Genomic DNA, 15,157 nt, shown 5'->3' with positions numbered 1-15,157 from the left:
AACGCAAAACGGCCGCTCGGAAACGAGCGGCCGTTTTCTTTTGGATCGCCGATATTCACCTGTGCACCGCTTCCACGATCCGCAAACTCGTTGACTTCGCAACGACCCGTCGTGACGACCGGCATCGGACTTCCGCGTTCCGGTCGAGCCTACACCACCGGCATTACCCTGATTTGATATCTCGCAAATCAGGCATAGATTGAATTCAGCAATACGAAATCGTTTGCTCCTATCCCAAATTGGTAATTTTCCACTCAAGAGTTTCGATGGTTTTGCCGTTTACGCATACAGCATCGCAGCGTTAGACGGACTGCCACCCGAGCGGCCCCGCTGCGACGCGCTTCCTCTCTGGAGCCTGTCATGAAGCACCGCCCTATCGCCGCCTCGTTCGTCCTGGCTGCTGCGCTTCTGGCCACTTCCTCGTCCTTCGCCGCCGGCGCGTCCGGCGTCATCACCTTCTCCGGCATGATCGTCGAGCCGCCCTGCTCGTTCGCGGTCGATACGGCCGATGTCGCCCGTGGGCACGTGCGCCCCGATTGTCCGCGCCCGGCCTACGGCCAGATCGCGTTCGTCGACGCGGCGAGCCAGCAGGCCATCAAGACCACGACCTTTACTCAGGCCTCGCGCGCAATCGTTTTACCGAACCGTCCGGGCCACAACCAGGCGCCGATGATCGCCGTCGTGACGTACCAGTAAAGCCGTCAGCCGGCGCGCGGGATCCAACGGATTCCGCGCGCCGTTCGGCGTACCTGCGTGATCGCCGGTCAATCGCGATGGCGCGCGATCCAGTCGCTGAACGCGCGGATCTTCTGCTGGTTGCCGATGTTCTCGGGATAGACGAAGAAATAGCGCGCGCCCGTCTCGAGCACGATGTCGAACGGGCGCTCCAGCCGGCGCGCGCTGACGTCGTCGTCGACGAGCGTCACGTCGCCGATCGCGACGCCGAAGCCCTGCATCGCCGCGTTCGTCGCGAGATCGAGCGTGTCGAACGTCGGCCCGCGCGCGGGATCGACGCTGCGCTCGCCGGCGTGATCGAGCCACGCGCGCCAGTCGCGGTGGTCACGCGTCGGATGCAGCAACGTATGGCGCGCGAGATCGCCGACCGCATCGAGCGGCGACGTCTGCCGCAATTCGGGCGCGCAGACGGGTGTCAGCCGCTCGTCGAACAGCGGCAGCGCGAACACGCCGGCGCCCGGCGACGTGCCGTAGACAACGGCCGCATCGAACGGCTCGGTCGAGAAATCGACGACGTGCTGCCACGCGGTGGTGATCTGCACATGGAGATCGGGATGCTCGCCCTGGAAGCGCATGATGCGCGGCAACATCCAGCGCATCACGCAGGTCGGCACCTTCAGCGCGAGATCCGTGCGCTGCCGCGTGAGCCGCATCGAAATGTCCTCGATCCGCGCGAAGCTCTCGTTGACCACCGGCAGCAACTGCTCGCCCTCCGCCGTCAGCGTGAGGCCCTTCGCATGCCGCTTGAACAACGGGAAACCGTAATGCGCCTCGAGCGTCTGGATCTGCCGGCTTACCGCGCCCTGCGTGATGCACAGCTGCTCGGCCGCGCGCGTGAAGCTGCGGTGGCGGGCCACCGTCGAGAAGATCTGCAGCGCGTGCAGGGGCGGAAGTCGGCGCATGAAGAAGGCAAACGGAAAAACGGCGCGGAAGGACCGCGCGCCGACCCCGGCGCGCACTGTCCGACACGATAAGCCAAACGCCGGCTTTGCGCGAGGCGCGGGACGCTCAGGCCGTCGCGGTGAGCGCGCCCGCCACGATGCGCGCCGCCGACGCGACGACGTCCGCGCGGGCCGCCGCGGCGGCCTGCGGCTGCGTGAACGACACGGCCATCACGATCGGCGCACGCGACGGCGGCCACAGCACGGCGACGTCGGTCGTCGTGCCGTAACCGCCCGTGCCGGCCTTGTCGGCGATGCGCCAGCCGGGCGGCACGCCTGCCGCGATGCCGGTCGCGCCGCGCGCGCCGCCTACCATCCATTCCGTCAGTCGCGCGCGCTGCGGCTCCTGCAGCGTGTCGCCGAGCAGCAGCCGCTGCAGCGTGTCGACCATCTCGACCGGCGTCGACGTGTCGCGTTCGTCGCCGGGCGCGGCGTTGTTCAGTTCGGGTTCCCAGTGATCGAGGCGGAACGACGTGTCACCGCTCGCGCGCACGAACGCCGTGACGGCCTGCGGGCCGCCGAGCACGCCCATCAGCAGGTTGCCGGCGCCCTTGTCGCCGGACTGCAGCATCGCCGCGCACAGCTGCTCGATCGTCATGCCCGTGTCGACGTGGCTTTCCGTGATCGGCGAGCCCGCAACGATTTCATAGCGACGGTACAGGATGCGGCGCGGCAGCAGCGACGCGTCGAGCGAGCCGCGCGCGAGTATCGCGGCCGCCGCAGCGACCGCGTACGTGCCGCACAGCGGGAAGCGCTCGCGCGCATGGTGCGCGATGCGCACGCCGTTCGACGTATCGAGCGCGGCGACGCCGAGCCGGCCATTCGAGGCCTTCTCGAGCGCGGTCAATTCAGCCTGGGCGGTGTGGGCGCGCCCCTGGTCGGCGACCGGCGCGGACGTGCACGCGGCGACGAACGGCGCGGCAACGGCGGCAAGCAACAGCGAGCGGCGTGTCGGAGAGTGTTCCATGAATGTCGTGGGTTCTGTCGGAATCGGTGGCACGAAGCAGCTCGGGCACGCGTTGAAGAAGCGTGCCCGTTCACGCCGACGGCCGGCCCGCGACGGCATTCGCCGCGCTTCCCCGAAAGACGACCGTCGGCCCCGCGAAGCGCGGGACTCGCATGAACAGACCCTAGCGTAGCAGCGACCGCCGCGACGTTCCAGCGAAACGGCCCGGCTTCACCCTTGCGACGAAGGCAGGTACGGCATCGGATTGACCGGCTTGCCGTCGCGTCGCACTTCGAACAGCAGCGCGACACGCGAGTTGTCGAGGTCGCCCATCTCGGCGATCTCGTCGCCCTGGCGCACGATGTCGCCCGTCTTCACGAGCAGCTTGCGGTTGTGCGCATAGGCGGTCAGGAAATCCGCGTTGTGCTGGACGATGATCAGGCTGCCGTAGTCGTTCAGGCCGGTGCCCGCGTACATCACGCGGCCGTCGGCCGCGGCGCGGACCGGGTCGCCCGGCCGGCCGGCGATCTGGATGCCGCGGTTCTGCCCCGGCCGGAAGCCGTCGACGATCTTGCCGCTCGCGGGCCACTTGAGCGCGACGCCGCCCGCATGCCGCTTCGTTTCCTTGACGACCTGACGGTCGCTCGCGCTCGACGCGATGGTCTGCGTAGCTGCCGGGTTGCTCGCCGCGCCATTGCCCGACGCCGACGAGGCGGCCACCTGCGTGCCGGGTGCACCCGGCGCCGGCAACGGCTGCTGCTTGACGATGCGCAGCGCCTGCCCCATGCGCAGCCTGCCGTTCGCGCCCAGCTTGTTCCAGGTGCGCAGGTCGGCAACGCTGCAGCCGTTCGCGGACGCAATGCCCGTCAGCGTGTCGCCGCGCTTCACGACGTACTTCTGCGCGACGAGAATCGGCGCCGGCGGCGGTGCGCTAGCCGACGGCGCAGCGGCAGGCTGGCTCGACGGCGAAGGCTGTCCCGCCAGCGTGTCGCTCGGCGGAACGGACTGCGTGCTTGCACAACCGGCCATGACGAGCACGGCTGCCAGGCCTGGCAGCCACGCCGCGTTGCGGTGAATCTCGCGCGTTTTCATGGACGATCCGACTCCGGTTTGACAATCTTTCAAGCATCTCAAAAACGGAACGGCCGACGTGTAACCGGATGCAAACAATGATGACAAACGATCACGAACCGGATGCCGGCCGGCATTCGCTACCGGTAATACGGTCCGATTCAGGAAAACTTGATGGTCTTTTTGCAGGAAAGCGGAAGAATTTTCGTCTCTGAAAACTATGACGGATTGGTTTCAATAGGCACGAGGCGGCGATCGCCGCGACGTTCAACGCAACCACGCGGCGAGTTCGGAACAGGCCCACGCGATGCCGATGCACAGGAACAGCATGTGCAACGCGATCTTGAACGACACGCCCCACGACGGATCGATCTGCATGACAGGCTCCTCGGTTGATGTGCGGCCATGATCCGCCATCGATCGCGCCCCGAAAATGCGGAACCGGCGAATCGGGCCTCAAGCTGCGCCTGAGACCCGGGCCGCGGTTCCCTGCTAACTTATCGGCCATTCCAATACGATCGCCCCACCCATCATGCGCTTCGACCTGACCGACCTGCGGCTCTTCCTGAACATCTGCGAGGCCGGCACGATCACGAGCGGCGCCGAGCGGACCCACATCACGCTGCAGGCCGCGAGCGAGCGCATCCGCGGCATGGAGGACGAGCTCGGCGTGCCGCTGCTGCACCGGACCAAGTCGGGTGCGCAGGCCACCGATGCCGGCCGCGCGCTCGAACACCACGCGCGCACCGTGCTGCAGCAGATCGACCACATGCGCGGCGAGCTGCAGCAATACGGCCAGGGGCTGCGCGGGCATATCCGGTTGCTATGCAACACGGCGTCGCTGAGCGAATACCTGCCCGATGCGCTGGCCGACTACCTGCCGCATCATCCGAAGCTGTCGATCAGCGTCGAGGAGCGCTCGAGCCAGGAGATCGTGCATGCGATCCGCAACAAGACGGCCGAGGTCGGTATCGTCGCCGATTCGGTCGGGCTCGGCGGGCTCGAACAGAAGCCGTTCCGCGAGGACTGGCTGATCGTCGTCGTCCCGGCCGCGCATCCGCTCGCGTCGCAGGACAAGGTCGCGTTCGACTCGATCGCCGATGCCGACTTCATCGGCCTCACCGACGGCAGCGCGCTGCAGGTGCATCTCGCCGACCAGGCGCGCGCGCTCGGCAAGCGGATCCGCTATCGCGTGCAGCTGAAGAGCTTCGATGCGATCTGCCGCGTGATCGCGAGCGGCGTGGGCATCGGCATCGTGTCGCGCCATGCGGCCGAGCGCGCGATGCAGACGATGGACGTGCGGCTCGTCGAGCTGTCCGATGCGTGGAGCCATCGTCGGCTGAAGCTGTGCGCACGGTCGTTCGATGCGCTGCCGAAGTACACGCGGGAGTTCGTCGCGTTCCTGTCCGGCGAAACCACGCCGCAGTGACGCGCGCCGCATCCGACTCATCCCGTCGATACAAGGAGGCACGGCCATGACCGACACCGATCTTGCAACCCGCTACCGCGCGTACATCGACTGCCTGAACCGGCAGGACTGGCCGGCGCTCGGCGAATACGTCTCCGATAACGTGATTCACAACGACCGGCCGCTCGGCCTCGCCGGTTACCGCGCGATGCTGGAACAGGACTTCCGCGACATTCCCGATCTCCGTTTCGACATCCGGCTGCTCGTGTGCGAGCCGCCGCGCATCGCCTGCCGGCTGCGCTTCGCCTGTTCGCCGAGCGGGACGCTCATGGGGCTCGCCGTCGACGGCCGGAAGGTCACGTTCTGCGAGAACGTGTTCTACGAGTTTCATGACGGCAAGATCCGCCAGGTCTGGTCGGTGATCGACAAGGCCGCGATCGAGGCACAGCTTTAGGCTCGACGGAACGGCGTGGCTGCCTGTCGCCATCGCGCCCCGATGTCCGTCGAATTCATCCCGGTCCTTATGGATAACGTTTTCTCTCTCAATCCAGCGAGCTGGCATAGGCGGACACTCCTTCCTGCCGTCATTTCCGCATCGACATCCTTCGCCGCACCCTGCCTCAGCAAGAAGAAATCCCGGTAATTTCTGCAACATTTTGTTCTCCCCCTTCACTCCCGCCTTCCCACCATCCGGGTTTTTCCCGCCCCGCCAGACGTGAAAGTTCATTGACATCACGCCGATGGCTGCCTAAATTTGGAAAACGTTTTCCAATATCTTCGCACGACGCCCGTCACGGCCCGTGCAGGGAGAACGCTTGCCCGCTCGACAAGTGATTCAGGCCGTCCGTCTTCAGGGATCAGGGTTGCAAGACGGCGGCCGGGTACGGGCATCGAGCGCGGCAACGGCCACACCCGCCCGTGCTTCATCACTATTCAAAACTGGAGACACAATGCATCCGCGCAGCAGATTCGCGCTCGGCGCCGCGCTCAGCGCCCTTTCCGTCCTGTTCGTCAGCGCCTGCGGCGGCAACGACGTGACCGACACGCCGCCACCGTCGTCATCTTCGCCGCCCCCGTCCACGACACCGACGCTCGCGTCGAACTCGCTGCAGGCGCTCGTCTACGGCGCGCCCGACACCAGCGTGCCGGCCGGCGCGAACATTCCGGTCACGATGATGGGCCAGATGCGCGCACTGTTCGACCTGATCCGGAAATCGCCCGACTTCACGCAGGTCGTGATGGATCTCGGCGACGGCACGCCGGTCCACGTGCTCGACACGAACACCGGCGACAAATTCCTGCCGGGCAAGCTCGCGCTCGGCCTGTCGTACATCCTGATCGACATGAAGTCGAAGAACGATCCGCAGTACGCCAGCTACCTCGCGACGTACCAGACGATCACGACCGCGATGATGGCGCAGTCGGGCAGCAACTACACGTATGCGAATACGTCCTGGGGCGAGTACTACTACCTCGTCGCGCTGAACAACCTGAAGGCGCACGGGATGCTCAACGAAGTCTTCAGCGACGCGATGCTCTCGACCCTGCAGCGGCGGCTTACCTTCTGCGACATGTTCGGCCCCGATGCGAGCGGCAAGACCGATACGTGCCCCGCAGCCGGCGCGCCGATCGACATCGCCTCGCTCAACACCGCACAGAACTACTATGCGGTGTCCTACGGCATCGCCGGGCTGCGCCAGAAGCTCGGCTGGAGCAGCCCGTCGTTTGCATCGAAGACCGATCCGTCGGTCGCGACGATGGGCGCGCGCGACGCGCTGCTGTACACGCTCACGAACCATATCCGCAACGACTCGTCGGGCGGGTTCTCGGACGAAGCGTCGAACACGCACACGACCTACTACGACCAGGCGCGCTTCGACCGCTACAGCACGCTGCTGATCGGCGAAGTGACCGAGCGCACGTTCGAGATGGGCAACGAGGCGAACCTCACGCCCGAGTTGAAGGGCTATCTGCGCAAGTCGGTCGACCTGATCCTGCCGCAGCTGAACGCGAACGGCCAGGGCTTCAACTACGGCCGCTCGATCGGCCCGTACGGCGATTCGGCGTTCATGGAGGTGTTGACGGCCGCGGCCAATGCCGGCGTGCTGACGGACCAGGAGAAGCAGGTTGCATACAAGTTCATCTATCAGGCCGCGCAACGTTTCGACACATACTGGTACGACCCGTCGCTGCCCACACCTTCGGTGAACATGTGGGTCAAGGGCCGCGGCACGGACGCGTATCGCGGCAAGCCGCGCGTGATGGGTGAGAACTTCAGCCTGCTGCACCAGTACCTGTACGTGAACGCGTGGTGGAACAAGCTCGGCTTCGGCGGCAAGGCGCCGATGGCCGACACGGACTACAACGCGTGGCTCGATGCGCTGCCGCACTACACGCTCACCTGGTACAACCAGCCGGGTGACGCCGCGCATCCGTACAGTGCGGCGCTCGTCACCGTGCGCGACGGCCGGCGCGTGATCAACCTGAACCTCAGCCAGGCGCCCGACTACAACTCCTACACGCCGTACTATCCGGTACCGTTCTCGGACAAGCTGATCTACGGCACGACCGATCTCGGCTACGCGCTGCTGGTGCCGCAGGTGTCGTACAACGGGAAGACCTACATTCCCGTCACGTACTACAAGAACCTGAACGTTCAGCAAGGCAACGGCCAGGTGATCGTGTCGTTCGATACCGCGAAGTTCCGGCTCGCGTCGAAGAATGCGGCGTACACGACGGATCTCGACCTGCAGGTGCATACGGTGCTGACGTTCGCGCATGGGTCGGTCGCCCGCAGCGACACGCTGAGCACGGGCTCGCTCACCGGCAACCTGTCGGTCGAGACGGACTTCACGTCGTTCGCGGATTTCGCGTCGACGCAGGCGAACGGCGACGGCGTGTCGGTGACCTACGCGAACAGCGCCGCGACCGGCTATGCGGCGTCCGGGTTCGACACCTGCGCGCTGTCGGCCTTCGACACGGCGAACGGCACGACGAATCCGCTGTCGACGACGCCGGTCGGCCAGCTGCATTCGAACTTCGCCTGCACGACGAAGCCGTTTGCCCTCGGCGCGGGCGCGACCCGCACGTTCGGTTGGACGCTGAAGTACGCCGACCCGGCCTGAGCGAGGTGACCCACGTCCGGTGAACGCGCCTGAAGCCCGCTGTTGTCGAAACCGGCTTCGGGCGCGTCACGGACATTGGACAGCGGGCATCGCGCTCGTCAGCGATGCCCGCTTACAGCCACCCCGAAGCCGCCATATAGGCGCCGAGCGCGATCAGCCCGACGAAGAAGCAGCGCTTGAACGCCTTCTCGCTCATCACACGCCGAGCATATTGCCCGCCGGCCATGCCCGCCAGCGCCGGCACGAGCGCGAGCGCCGACACGCCGAGATCGACCGTCTCCAGCGCGCCCGTCACGCGCAACTGCAGGCCGAGCACGATCGTCGATGCGGTGAACGACAGCCCGAGCGCCTGGATCAGGTCGTCTTTCGACAGCCGCAGCGCCTGCAGGTACGGCACGGCCGGCACGACGAACACGCCGGTCGCGGCCGTCACGACACCCGTGAGGTAGCCGACCCCGGCCGACAGCCATTTTTCATGGCGGCCCGGCGCGGGCAACCGCGCGGCGGCCAGCCCCCACAGCCCGTAGAGGATCAGCACCACGCCGAGCGCGGCATGCGTCCAGGTGCTGCCGGCCGCGAGCGCGGGCAGCCCGCCCGTCAGCGTGCCGATCGTCAGGCCGGCGAGCAACGGCCAAAGCCGGCACAGCAGCGGCCCGAACGACGGGCCGAGCCACAGCTGCCACACGTTGGTGACGAACGACGGCACGAGCAGCAGGCTCGCGGCGGCCGACGGCGGCATCGCGAGCGTCAGCAGCCCCATCGCGATCGTCGGCAGCCCAAGCCCGATCATCCCTTTGACCGCGCCGGCCAGCAGGAAAACCACCGCGATGATCGTCAGCGTATGAACTTGCATGAAAGGCATTCCGTCCGGTTGAGTACGGCGCCGATGGTGAACCCCGATCGCGCCGCTCGCCATCTGGTTTTGCCTGAGGCTGGCTAGGGCTTGCCGGATGGGGCGGCGGCGCGATTGTGCCGATGGGCCGGCGCGCCGCAGCGTCGGCGAAACATGCGCCGCCGGCATCAAGTCAGGCCAGGCCAAGCCAGCCATGCACTGCGATCGGGGTTGCCGGCCCGGCCTCAGCCCCAGCCTCAGCCCCAGCCCCAGCCCCAGCCCCAGCCCTCAGATTCGAGCCGAATACGGAGCCTGCACCGAAACCATTGCCGATCCGCGCCGATCAGTCCCCGTGAGATGCCCCCCGGCCTTGCTCGCTGTCGAGGTGCGCCATCTGTGCGGCCGGATAACGCTCACCGGCAGCCGCCCCGGCGGGAACCGCCGCTTCGATGTGAGCGATGTCATTGACCGTTAGTTGCATCTCAATCGCCTGCAACGCATCCTGAAGTTGTGTGCGCTTGCGCGCGCCGATCAGCGGCACGATATCGTCGCCGCGCGACAGCGCCCACGCGATCGCGACCTGCGCCGGATTGCTGCCCTTCTCGTCGGCGATGGCGCGCAGCGCATCGACGAGCGCGAGGTTGTGCGCGAGGTTCTCGCCCTGGAAGCGCGGGCTCGCCGCGCGGAAATCGCGCTCGCCTTCCCGCACAGTGCTCCAGCGCCCGCCCAGCAGCCCGCGCGACAGCACGCCGTAGGCCGTGACACCGATCCCAAGTTCGCGGCACGCGGGCAGGATCCCGGCCTCGATGCCACGCGACAGCAGCGAATACTCGATCTGCAGGTCGGAGATCGGCGCGACGGCCGCCGCGCGGCGGATCGTGTCGACGCCGGCTTCCGACAGGCCGATATGGCGCACGTACCCGGCCTTCACGAGAGCGGCGATCGCACCGATCGTCTCCTCGATCGGCACGGCCGGATCGACCCGCGCCGGCCGGTAGATGTCGATGTAGTCGGTGCCGAGCCGTTTCAGCGAGTACGCGACGAAGTTGCGGATCGCCACCGGCCGCGCGTCGTAGCCGGCAAACCCGCCGGCCGGATCGCGCAGCGCACCGAATTTCACGCTGATCAGCACCTGGTCGCGGGCCCGGCCGCGCAGCGCGTCGCGGATCAGCATCTCGTTGTCGCCCATCCCGTAGAAATCGCCGGTGTCGAGCATCGTGATGCCGTGGTCGAGCGCCGCGTGCAGCGTCGCGATGCTTTCGTCGCGGTCGGCGGGCCCGTAGAAGTCCGACATCCCCATGCAGCCGAGCGCAATTGCCGACACCCGCGGGCCGGTACGGCCCAGTTCACGCGTTTCCATATCCGTTTCCTCGAGTGATGAATGAACAGGCCGGATTCTGGGCGCATCGCGGCGCGCGATAAACGCGAAACACTCAACCAAACCATTCGACGCTGATTAACAATGGAGCCTGCTCCCCCTCCACCCACGCACCCGCCCCGCATGGATCATCTGCAAGCAATGCGCATCTTCGCGCGCGTCGCCCATCTCGGCAGCTTCACGAAAGCGGCCGAGCAGTTGCAACTGCCGCGCCCGACGGTCAGCAACGCCGTCCAGTATCTGGAAAAGCACCTGAAGGTCCGCCTGCTGCAGCGCACGACGCGGCGCGTCGCGCTGACGGCCGAAGGCGCGACCTATTACGAGCGCTGCATGCGGCTGCTGGCCGATCTGGACGATGCGGAGACGCTGTTCGAGGACGCCGGCACGACGCCGCGCGGCGCGATCCGCGTCGACCTGCCCGAACGCTTCGCGCTGAACCAGGTGATTCCGGCGCTGCCGGGTTTCCACGCGCGCTACCCCGACCTGCGCGTCGTGATCGGCACGACCGACCGCTTCGTCGACCTCGTCGCCGACGGCATCGACTGCGCGGTGCGGGTCGGCGCGATGTCCGATACGTCGCTCGTCGCACGGCGCATCGGCGAACTGGCGCAGATCAATTGCGCGGCGCCCGCGTATCTCGAGCGGCACGGCACGCCGCGCTCGCCGGACGAGCTGCCGGACCACGTCGCGGTCGGCTATTTCTCGAGCCGCACGGGCCGCGAGCTGGACTGGGAATATGCGGATATGGATTCGGGCCGGCTGCACGCGGTCAAGATGCGCAGCGTCGTGTCGGTCAACAGCTCGCAGGCGTATCTCGCGTGCTGTCTGGCGGGCCTCGGGCTGATCCAGGCGCCGCGCGAAGGGCTCGGGCCGCTGCTCGCCGACGGCTCGCTGGTCGAGGTGCTGCCGGAATGGAATGCCGAGCCGCTGCCCGTGTCGGTGGTGTTTCCGACCGGCCGGCATCTCGCGCCGCGCGTGCGGATCTTCGTCGACTGGCTTGCGGAAACGCTCGGCGCCACGCCCCGGGCGGATTGACGGCAGGCGCCGGCGCACCCGCCCCGGCGCCGCCCGGTCAGAACTTTAGAACTTGTGGCGGATCGCCGCGCGCACCGCGAACTGGTTCGACGACGCCGACGGGCCGTCCGTCCCGACCACGTAGCCGCCGTCGGCCGCCGTGCCGGTCTTGTCGCCGCCCACCTTCTGCCACGCGCCCTGCAGGTACACGTCGGTGCGCTTCGACAGGCTGTAGTCGGCCATCAGGCCGACCGTGTGGTATTTCGGCTTGAACGTCCCGGCCGCGGCATCGTACTTGCCGTCCGTGTACACATACTGCGCGCCGAGATAGAAATCGGGCGTGAGCTGGTACTTGCCGTTGATCTCGAAGTTCTGGAACTTCGTCGCGGTCAGCCCGAGGCCGGCGAACGTCGACGCCGGCAGGTAGACAGTCGACACCGGATTCTTCACGTCCGTCTTCGTGTAGACGAAGCCGACCGTGGCCGGGCCGAACGTGTAATTGACGCCGCCGCCGAAGATCCGCAGGCGGTCGGCGACGAAGTTCGCATCGTCGGCCGAGATCGCGCCCGCGCTGCCGATGCCGGGGTTGTTCGCCTGCAGGTACGCAGCCGCGACCTGCAGCCCGGCCAGCGAATACTGCGCGCCGAGGCTGTACTGACGGTTGTTCGAGAAGCCGGTGCTGTTGCTGAAGCTGTACGTGCCGCCGAACGTCAGGCCGTTCCAGTCGGCGCTCGCATACTTGACCGTGTTGTTGACGCGGAACGAGTTGTCCGTGTTGTCGTTGTCGAACGGGTGCGAGAACAGCGTGCCGCCCCAGTTGCCGTTGGCGGTGAGCGGCGCGAGATAGTCGACGACGGAATCGTACTGACGGCCGAGGGTCAGCGTGCCGAAGCGCGGCGCGCTCAGCCCGACGAACGCCTGGCGGCCGAACATGCGGCCGCCCTGGCCGAGCCGGCCGTTGTTCACGTCAAAACCGTTTTCCAGCGTGAAGATCGCCTTAAGCCCGCCGCCGAGATCCTCGCTGCCCTTCAGGCCCCAGCGGCTGCCCTGCGCATAGCCGCTCGCCAGCTGGTAATTCGTTTTTCCGACCCCATTGACGTTCACGTTGTTCGTGTAATTGAAGCCTTCGTCGATCACACCGTACAGCGTCACGCTGTTCTGGGCGAAGACCGGCGCGGCGAAAGCGGCTAGCGCGGCGGCAAAAATGACGTGCTTCTTCATGACGGATCTCCGGAGCCGGGGGCCGGGCAGGGTCGAGCGCCCGGCGAATGTTTGGTCTGTTTTAGGTGTGGCCCGCAGGGCGGACGACGCGGTGTGCGGCCGCGTGAGGTCAAAATGGTGTCACGTCGCAAACCGTCCGTCCATCGGGGTAGCTGAACCCTGCGCAAACCGTTGCGCTCGTCCAACTGCCCCGTTGCGCAGACTGCCTGACCCGGCTTATCGGCAGCGGCACGACGGCCGACCATCCGCGTAAACCCGATGTGCGCCGCATCGGTGGCACAATGCGCATCCGTTCGTCATTTCTTCACGAAGTCATGCTTCCCCCCGATTCATGCGCGGCGCGTGCCGGCCGCGCCCGCGGCGCGCGCCGGGAGGCGGTCCGATGACCGCACCGGCCCGGGCCGGCCGCTACGCCGAGCTCGATTTCTTCCGCGGCCTCGTGCTGCTCGTCATCGTCGTCGACCATATCGGCGGCAGCATCCTGTCGCGCGTGACGCTGCACGCCTACGCGCTGTGCGACGCGGCCGAGGTCTTCGTGTTCCTCGGCGGCTTCGCCACCGCGATCGCGTACAACTCGCTCGCCGAACGGCACGACGAGGCCGCCGCGCGCCAGCGCTTCATCCGGCGCGCGTTCGAGATCTACCGTGCGTTCCTCGTAACAGCCGGCCTGATGCTGCTGATCACGGCCGCGCTGAACGCGTTCGCGATCGACGGCCCGAACATGCCGACCAACGATCTCGACGGCCTGCTCCACAAGCCGCTCGCCGCGCTGCGCGACATCCTGCTGTTCCGCCGCCAGCCGTACCTCGCGTCAGTGCTGCCGATGTATGCGTTCTTCGCGCTGCTCGTCCCGCTCACGCTGCCGCTCGCGCGCACGCAGCCGTGGCTGCTGCTCGCGTTCAGCGGGTCGCTGTGGTACGCCGCGCCGCACGCCGCGCGCTTTTTGCCGACTGTCGAAGGCGCGCCGTGGGACTTCAATCCGTTCGCATGGCAGTTCCTGTTCGTGCTCGGCGTGATCGCGCGCTGCCAGCCCGTCTACCAGACGCTCGCGCCGAAGCCGCAGGGCTGGCTGCTGACGGCCGCGGCGCTCGCGATCGTCGCGGCCGGCGCGTACTATCGGCTGCGCATCGAGCCGTTCCCGACCGACCCGTCGATCAAGCAGAACCTCGGCGCACTGCGGCTCGCGAACTTCCTCGCGATCGCATGGCTCGCGGCCAAGCTGGTCCACCTCGGCTGGATGAAGAAGGTTGCGCACGCGATGCCGTGGATCGGCACGATCGGCCGGCAGGGGCTGCTGTGCTTCGTCGCGGGCACCGCCATCTCGCTCGCGGTCGATTCGGTGCTCTACCAGGCGACCGAAGGCTATCTCGACGTGAAGCTCGGCCTGATTGCCGACGTCGTCGCAATGGGCCTGCTGTATCTCGTCGCCAAACTCTACGGGCCGCTCGTCGCGCGGCTGCCGTTCCGTTCGCGGCGATGACGCGCCGCGCCGTCATGCGCCGCTGCTACGATAGCCGGCGCCTCTCCTGAAACGATTCGACATGCGCCGACTCGCCCTTGCGTTCGCCCCCGCCCTGATCGCCGGCTCCATCGCCACCGCCCGCGCCACGCCGCCCGCGCCGGCGGCAGCGCCCGCGCCGCCGCCACCGGCCGTCCAGACCGCGACGACCCCGTCGGCCGCCCAGGAGCCCGCGCTCAATCCGGGCAGCAGCGTCGTGCTGCGCACGTTCCGGTCGGCGTCGCTGAAGCGCGACTGGTCGTACACGGTCTACCTGCCGCCCGGCTACAACCCGGAAGGCGCGCGCTACCCGGTGATGTACCTGCTGCACGGCAACGCCGGCAACGCGAACGACTGGGTCACGCAGGGCCGGCTGCAGGCCACCGCCGACACGCTGATCGAGCGCCGCGAGATCCCGCCGGTCGTGATCGTGATGCCGCAGGGCGGCACCGACTGGTACGTCGACCGCAAGGAGAAGATGCAGAGCGCGTTCCTCAACGACCTGCTGCCCGAGGTCGAAGCGCACTTCGCGGTGTCGAACCAGCGAGCGGGCCGCGCGATCGGCGGCGTGTCGATGGGCGGCTTCGGCGCGCTGCGCTTCTCGCTGCTCGAACCCGGGCTGTTCTGCGGCGCGATGCTGCTGAGCCCCGCAATCTACGCGAACGAGCCGCCGCTCAATTCCGCCGCGCGCTACGTCGGCGTGTTCGGCGACCGGCAGTTCGACCCGCGCGTGTGGCACGAGCTCAACTACCCGGCGCTGATGCGCGGCTATTTCGCGCGCAGCTGGCGAATCCCGATGTTCATCGCGGTCGGCGACGACGACCTGACCATCCAGGCCGAATCGAGCGTGCTGTACACGCAGCTGCGCCGCGCGCAGAACCCGGCCGAGCTGCGCATCGTCGACGGCGGGCACACGTGGGATGTATGGCGCGGGCTGCTCGGGCAGGGGTTGAAGTACGCGCTCGAATGCGTGAAGTGACGGCGGGCG

Annotated in this window: 13 protein-coding genes; 7 read left to right on the top strand and 6 right to left on the bottom strand. The window is 67.2% G+C overall.

Annotation, left to right across the window (positions count from 1 at the left end):
* Positions 1 to 360 precede the first annotated feature (360 nt).
* Complete coding sequence (locus tag CFB45_RS21220; RefSeq protein ID WP_089427227.1) at positions 361 to 696, top strand: type 1 fimbrial protein; 336 nt, start codon at positions 361 to 363, stop codon at positions 694 to 696.
* 68 nt (positions 697 to 764) lie between these two features.
* Here CFB45_RS21220 and CFB45_RS21215 read toward each other — a convergent pair whose 3' ends face one another.
* The 3 genes from CFB45_RS21215 to CFB45_RS21205 all read right to left on the bottom strand — a co-directional run bounded on the left by CFB45_RS21215 (position 765) and on the right by CFB45_RS21205 (position 3,714).
* Positions 765 to 1,637, bottom strand: coding sequence for a LysR substrate-binding domain-containing protein (locus CFB45_RS21215; RefSeq protein WP_089427226.1), 873 nt, complete (start codon positions 1,635 to 1,637; stop codon positions 765 to 767).
* 106 nt (positions 1,638 to 1,743) lie between these two features.
* The gene (bla, locus tag CFB45_RS21210; RefSeq protein WP_089427225.1) at positions 1,744 to 2,643 is read right to left on the bottom strand and encodes a class A beta-lactamase; all 900 of its coding nucleotides are present in this window, start codon (positions 2,641 to 2,643) and stop codon (positions 1,744 to 1,746) included.
* Between the two features lie 210 nt (positions 2,644 to 2,853).
* The gene (locus tag CFB45_RS21205) at positions 2,854 to 3,714 is read right to left on the bottom strand and encodes a peptidoglycan DD-metalloendopeptidase family protein (protein ID WP_089427224.1); all 861 of its coding nucleotides are present in this window, start codon (positions 3,712 to 3,714) and stop codon (positions 2,854 to 2,856) included.
* Between the two features lie 511 nt (positions 3,715 to 4,225).
* Between CFB45_RS21205 and CFB45_RS21200 the strand changes: the two genes are divergently transcribed.
* The 3 genes from CFB45_RS21200 (at position 4,226) to CFB45_RS21190 (ending at position 8,226) form a co-directional block, all read left to right on the top strand.
* The gene (locus CFB45_RS21200) at positions 4,226 to 5,122 is read left to right on the top strand and encodes a LysR family transcriptional regulator (protein WP_089427223.1); all 897 of its coding nucleotides are present in this window, start codon (positions 4,226 to 4,228) and stop codon (positions 5,120 to 5,122) included.
* Between the two features lie 46 nt (positions 5,123 to 5,168).
* Complete coding sequence (locus tag CFB45_RS21195; protein ID WP_089427222.1) at positions 5,169 to 5,555, top strand: ester cyclase; 387 nt, start codon at positions 5,169 to 5,171, stop codon at positions 5,553 to 5,555.
* A gap of 496 nt (positions 5,556 to 6,051) precedes the next feature.
* Complete coding sequence (locus tag CFB45_RS21190; protein WP_089427221.1) at positions 6,052 to 8,226, top strand: hypothetical protein; 2,175 nt, start codon at positions 6,052 to 6,054, stop codon at positions 8,224 to 8,226.
* 112 nt (positions 8,227 to 8,338) lie between these two features.
* Here CFB45_RS21190 and CFB45_RS21185 read toward each other — a convergent pair whose 3' ends face one another.
* Positions 8,339 to 9,079: a sulfite exporter TauE/SafE family protein gene (locus tag CFB45_RS21185; RefSeq protein WP_174972364.1), complete on the bottom strand. Its 741-nt coding sequence runs from the start codon at positions 9,077 to 9,079 to the stop codon at positions 8,339 to 8,341.
* Between the two features lie 322 nt (positions 9,080 to 9,401).
* Positions 9,402 to 10,418 carry an aldo/keto reductase gene (locus CFB45_RS21180; protein ID WP_089427219.1) on the bottom strand — a complete coding sequence of 339 codons (1,017 nt, stop codon included), beginning with the start codon at positions 10,416 to 10,418 and terminating at the stop codon, positions 9,402 to 9,404.
* 141 nt (positions 10,419 to 10,559) lie between these two features.
* On the opposite strand from CFB45_RS21180, the gene CFB45_RS21175 reads away from it, so the two are divergent.
* A complete protein-coding gene (locus tag CFB45_RS21175) occupies positions 10,560 to 11,471 on the top strand; it encodes a LysR family transcriptional regulator (protein WP_089427218.1) in 912 nt (303 codons plus the stop codon).
* A 45-nt stretch (positions 11,472 to 11,516) separates the two neighbouring features.
* On the opposite strand, the gene CFB45_RS21170 is transcribed toward CFB45_RS21175, so the two are convergent.
* Complete coding sequence (locus CFB45_RS21170) at positions 11,517 to 12,671, bottom strand: porin (protein WP_089427217.1); 1,155 nt, start codon at positions 12,669 to 12,671, stop codon at positions 11,517 to 11,519.
* A 382-nt stretch (positions 12,672 to 13,053) separates the two neighbouring features.
* Between CFB45_RS21170 and CFB45_RS21165 the strand changes: the two genes are divergently transcribed.
* A complete protein-coding gene (locus CFB45_RS21165; protein ID WP_089429073.1) occupies positions 13,054 to 14,151 on the top strand; it encodes an OpgC domain-containing protein in 1,098 nt (365 codons plus the stop codon).
* 61 nt (positions 14,152 to 14,212) lie between these two features.
* Positions 14,213 to 15,148 carry an alpha/beta hydrolase gene (locus CFB45_RS21160; RefSeq protein ID WP_089427216.1) on the top strand — a complete coding sequence of 312 codons (936 nt, stop codon included), beginning with the start codon at positions 14,213 to 14,215 and terminating at the stop codon, positions 15,146 to 15,148.
* Positions 15,149 to 15,157 lie beyond the last annotated feature (9 nt).

Source organism: Burkholderia sp. HI2500, assembly GCF_002223055.1.
Classification (GTDB): domain Bacteria; phylum Pseudomonadota; class Gammaproteobacteria; order Burkholderiales; family Burkholderiaceae; genus Burkholderia.
This window is presented reverse-complemented; position numbering and strand designations above follow the sequence as displayed.